5 protein-coding genes are annotated in these 4,454 nt (G+C 70.6%); 3 read left to right on the top strand and 2 right to left on the bottom strand.

What is annotated here, in order from left to right; translation table 11 throughout:
- On the top strand, positions 1 to 258 hold a 258-nt coding region (locus AOK24_RS40340), incomplete at its 5' end, for a GNAT family N-acetyltransferase (protein ID WP_159052166.1).
- Positions 259 to 271: 13 nt separating this feature from the next.
- Here AOK24_RS40340 and AOK24_RS40335 read toward each other — a convergent pair.
- The gene (locus tag AOK24_RS40335) at positions 272 to 1,567 is read right to left on the bottom strand and encodes a DsbA family protein (protein WP_079057244.1); all 1,296 of its coding nucleotides are present in this window, start codon (positions 1,565 to 1,567) and stop codon (positions 272 to 274) included.
- 215 nt (positions 1,568 to 1,782) lie between these two features.
- Positions 1,783 to 2,637: a biotin--[acetyl-CoA-carboxylase] ligase gene (locus AOK24_RS40330; RefSeq protein WP_055724879.1), complete on the bottom strand. Its 855-nt coding sequence runs from the start codon at positions 2,635 to 2,637 to the stop codon at positions 1,783 to 1,785.
- A gap of 109 nt (positions 2,638 to 2,746) precedes the next feature.
- Between AOK24_RS40330 and AOK24_RS40325 the strand changes: the two genes are divergently transcribed.
- Together AOK24_RS40325 and AOK24_RS46955 are read left to right on the top strand one after the other, a co-directional pair.
- Positions 2,747 to 4,351, top strand: coding sequence for an acyl-CoA carboxylase subunit beta (locus AOK24_RS40325; protein WP_055724878.1), 1,605 nt, complete (start codon positions 2,747 to 2,749; stop codon positions 4,349 to 4,351).
- 9 nt (positions 4,352 to 4,360) lie between these two features.
- The coding region (locus tag AOK24_RS46955; RefSeq protein ID WP_276206894.1) for an acyl-CoA carboxylase epsilon subunit at positions 4,361 to 4,454 on the top strand (94 nt) is incomplete at its 3' end.

Genomic DNA, 4,454 nt, shown 5'->3' with positions numbered 1-4,454 from the left:
GTAGGACTTGTCGCCCTCGGCATCCTCTGGCTCGCCGCCGAGGGCGACAAGTCCTACATCTACGACGTGGAGGTCGCTGAGGAGTTCCGGGGGCGGGGATACGGCCGCACCCTGATGCACCTCGCGGAAACGAGGGCGATCGCGGCGGGCAAGGCCCTGATCGGCCTCAACGTGTTCGCCGGGAACGACCCGGCGGAGCGGCTGTACGAGTCGCTGGGGTACGAGGTGGTGGGGCACGGCATGTACAAGGTGCTCTGACCCCGGGGCCGCCTTACGCGCCGGGCGCGGCCAGCAGCCGGTCGGCGATCTCCTCGATGCGCTCCCGGAGCCCCTCCTGGCTCTTGCCGCCGTCGAGACGCTCGCCGTCGACGACGTACGTCGGGGTGCCGGTGACGCCGATCGCCTTGCCCTCGGCCTGGTCCGCGTCCACGATCAGGATGTGCCGGCCGTCGATGAGCGCCGTGTCGAACTCCTCGGCGTCCAGCCCGAGTTCACGCGCCGTATCGACGAGGAAAGCCTCCCCGCGCCGGTCCAGCTCCTCGACCCGCCCGAGCACCGCCTCGACGTAGGCCCACCCCTGCCCCTGCTCCACCGCCTCCTCCGCGGCCTGCGCCTCCGAAGCGGGCGCGTCGCCGCCGCGGATCAGGTCCTCCGCGAACGCCGAGTCCACGAGGACCGCGTCCCGGGGGGCTATGGAGGTGAGGCGGGAGGCGAGGTTGACGGTCGTACCGAAGACGTCGCCCATCCGGGTGGTGACCGTGCCGAAGGCCATGCCGACGCGGAGCTCCGGCATCGTCTCGTCGTTCGCCATCGTCTCGATGAGGCGCAGGCCGATCTCCGCGGCCGTACCGGCGTCGTCCGCCGCGTACAGGACCTCGTCGCCCAGCGTCTTGATCAGCCGGCCGCCGTGCGCGGCGACCAGGTCGGCGGCCGTCGTCTCGAACGCCTCGACCAGTTCGCCGAGTTCCTCCTCCTCCATGCGGCGGGTCAGCCGCGTGAACCCGACGAGGTCGGCGAAGCCGACGGCCAGCCGCCGGTCCACCATCTCCTCGTCGTCCGCCGTCTGCACGACCCGGCCCGCCGACGCGGCGAGCTGGCGGCGCCAGACGTACACGAGGAACTCCTCCAGCTCGGGCAGGAGCAGCTCGACGATCGGGTACGTGACCTCCGTGCGGGTCATGCCCGGCTCCGGGGGCTCGGTCAGGCCCTCCAGGAACGAGTCGATCTGCCACTCCGCCAGCCGGGCGGTCGTCTGGCCCGTCGAACGGGCCACCTGTACGGCCATCGCCTCGCTCAGCAGGCCCGCCTCCACGAGGCCCGCGAGGCGGCGCAGGGCCAGGACGTCCGCCTCCGTCAGCGCCCTCGCCTGGCCGATGTCCGCGAAGCCCATCGCGCGCCAGAACCTCGACGCCAGTTCCATCGACACGCCCGCGCTGCGGGCCGCCTGGAACGGGGTGTAACGGCGCTCCGCACCCAGGATCAGGCCCTCCAGGCGCAGCGCGAGGGGGTCCTCGCCGGGGTCGGCAGCGTCCTCGCCCACGTCGGGGCCGGTGTCGTCGACGGTCACGCCTGCTGCCTTTCCGGTCTGCCACGGTCAGGTATCGACCGGGGTCAACTTTACGGCAGATGTGCGGTAGCTCACGCTGGGAAGGGGAACCGGGCGCATCAGCACCGTGGGGGTTTCTGTCGTCGTGCGGCTTTCCCACCATCGTGGTTGCTCGCGCAGTTCCCCGCGCCCCTAAAAGACATGCACCCACGCCAGCCCAGAGAGCCCCCCTACCTCTACTCCGGCCTCAAATGCACGATGTCCCCCGCCCCCACCGGCTCCCTCACCCCGTCCTCCGTCGCCAGGACCAGGCGGCCGTCTCCGTCCACCGCCACTGCCTCCCCCACGACCGACCGGTCACCCGGCAACTCCGCCCGCACCGTCCTGCCCAGCGTCGCGCAGCCCGCCGCGTACGTTTCCTGGAGGCCGCTCGTCATGGGGTCGCCCTCCGCGTCGCGCCACTTGCCGTACCAGTCCTCCAGGGAGCGGAGGACGGCCCGAAGCAGTGGGTCGCGGTCCGTGCTCACCGCTCCGGCCAGGGCCAGGGAGCCCGCCTGGGGTACGGGGAGTTCGTCAACCTTGAGGGTGACGTTGATGCCTACGCCGATGACCACCGCGTCCGCGCCCGCGCGCTCCGCGAGGATGCCTCCCGCCTTGCGTTCCTCGCCCGCGATCTTTACCAGGAGGTCGTTGGGCCATTTCAGGGACGTGTCCACCCCCGCCGACCGCGACAGCCCTGTCGCGACCGCCACGCCGGTCAGGAGGGGGAGCCAGCCCCAGCGGTGGACCGGTACCTGAGAGGGACGCAGGAGGACGGAGAAGAAGAGGCCCGAGCGCGGCGGAGCCGTCCAGCGGCGGTCCAGGCGGCCCCGCGCCGCGGTCTGTTCCTCGGCGACGAGGACCGTGCCCTCGGGGGTCGTGTCGGCCGCGGAGGCGAGGTCCGTGTTCGTGGAGCCCGTCTGCCGGGCCACCCGCACCTCGCGCCACAGACTCCCCTCGCGGATCAGGCCCCGGCGGAGCGCTGTCGCGTTCAGCGGGGGGCGTTCGAGGTCGGACCAGGGGCTCGGGTCTGCGGCGTCGCGGGGTGTCATACCACCCACCCTAGGTGTGGCCAACGCCGCACTGCTGACCCGTAGGCGCACCACTACTCTACGAACGAGTAACCGTCCCCCTCTTGAGCAGGCAGGGAGCCGCATCCCGATGTCCGAGCCGGAAACGCGTCACGAGATCGACATCCACACGACCGCGGGGAAGCTCGCGGATCTCCAGCGCCGGGTAGAGGAGGCGACGCACGCCGGGTCGGAGCGGGCTGTCGAGAAGCAGCACGCGAAGGGCAAGCTGACGGCCCGTGAGCGGATCGAACTCCTGCTGGACGAGGGCTCGTTCGTCGAGCTGGACGAGTTCGCCCGGCACCGCTCGACCAACTTCGGCCTGGAGCAGAACCGGCCGTACGGCGACGGGGTCGTCACCGGGTACGGCACGGTCGACGGCCGTCCGGTCGCCGTGTTCTCGCAGGACTTCACCGTGTTCGGCGGCGCGCTCGGCGAGACGTACGGCCAGAAGATCGTGAAGGTCATGGACTTCGCGCTGAAGACGGGCTGCCCGGTGATCGGGATCAACGACTCGGGCGGCGCGCGGATCCAGGAGGGGGTCGCCTCGCTGGGGGCGTACGGGGAGATCTTCCGGCGTAATACCCATGCCTCCGGGGTCATCCCCCAGATCAGCCTGGTCGTCGGCCCGTGCGCGGGTGGAGCGGTCTACTCGCCGGCGATCACCGACTTCACGGTGATGGTCGACCAGACCTCGCACATGTTCATCACGGGCCCGGACGTCATCAAGACGGTGACCGGCGAGGACGTCGGCTTCGAGGAGCTGGGCGGCGCGCGGACGCACAACTCCGTCTCCGGCGTGGCCCATCACATGGCCGGGGACGAGAAGGACGCGGTCGAGTACGTCAAGCAGCTGCTGTCGTACCTGCCGTCCAACAACCTCTCCGAGGCGCCGGTCTTCCCCGAGGAGGCCGATCTCGCCGTCACCGACGAGGATGTGGAGCTCGACACTCTCGTCCCGGACTCCGCGAACCAGCCGTACGACATGCACACGGTCGTCGAACACGTCCTGGACGACGCGGAGTTCTTCGAGACGCAACCGCTGTACGCGCCCAACATCCTCACCGGGTTCGGGCGGGTGGAGGGTCAGCCGGTCGGGATCGTCGCCAACCAGCCGATGCAGTACGCCGGTTGCCTGGACATCAAGGCGAGCGAGAAGGCCGCGCGGTTCGTGCGGACCTGCGACGCGTTCAACATCCCGGTCCTCACCTTCGTCGACGTCCCCGGTTTCCTGCCGGGCGTCGACCAGGAGCACGACGGCATCATCCGCCGGGGCGCCAAGCTGATCTACGCGTACGCGGAGGCGACGGTCCCCCTCATCACCGTCATCACCCGCAAGGCGTACGGCGGCGCGTACGACGTGATGGGGTCCAAGCACCTCGGCGCCGACCTCAACCTCGCCTGGCCGACCGCGCAGATCGCCGTCATGGGCGCGCAGGGCGCCGTCAACATCCTGCACCGGCGCACGATCGCCGAAGCGGAGGCCAAGGGTGAGGACGTCGAGGCGGTGCGCGCCCGCCTCATCCAGGAGTACGAGGACACCCTCCTCAACCCGTACATCGCCGCCGAGCGCGGGTACATCGACGCGGTGGTCATGCCCTCGGACACGCGGCGGCACGTCGTACGCGGGCTGCGGCAGCTGCGGACGAAGCGGGAGTCGCTGCCCCCGAAGAAGCACGGCAACATCCCCCTCTAAGGAGCCGCTGTGAACATCAAGGTCGTACGGGGGAACCCGACGCCGGAGGAGTTGGCCGCCGCACTCGCGGTGGTGAGGGCGAGGGCGTCGGTGGCTCCTGAGG

This window comes from Streptomyces niveiscabiei (genome assembly GCF_001419795.1).
GTDB classification, from domain to species: Bacteria; Actinomycetota; Actinomycetes; order Streptomycetales; family Streptomycetaceae; genus Streptomyces; species Streptomyces niveiscabiei.
This window is presented reverse-complemented; position numbering and strand designations above follow the sequence as displayed.

Bases quoted from the DNA above. Each gene is read 5' to 3' on its own strand.
- AOK24_RS40330 (WP_055724879.1), bottom strand. From the start codon at position 2,637: ATGACACCCCGCGACGCCGCAGACCCGAGCCCCTGGTCCGACCTCGAA.
- AOK24_RS40325 (WP_055724878.1), top strand. From the start codon at position 2,747: ATGTCCGAGCCGGAAACGCGTCACGAGATCGACATCCACACGACCGCG.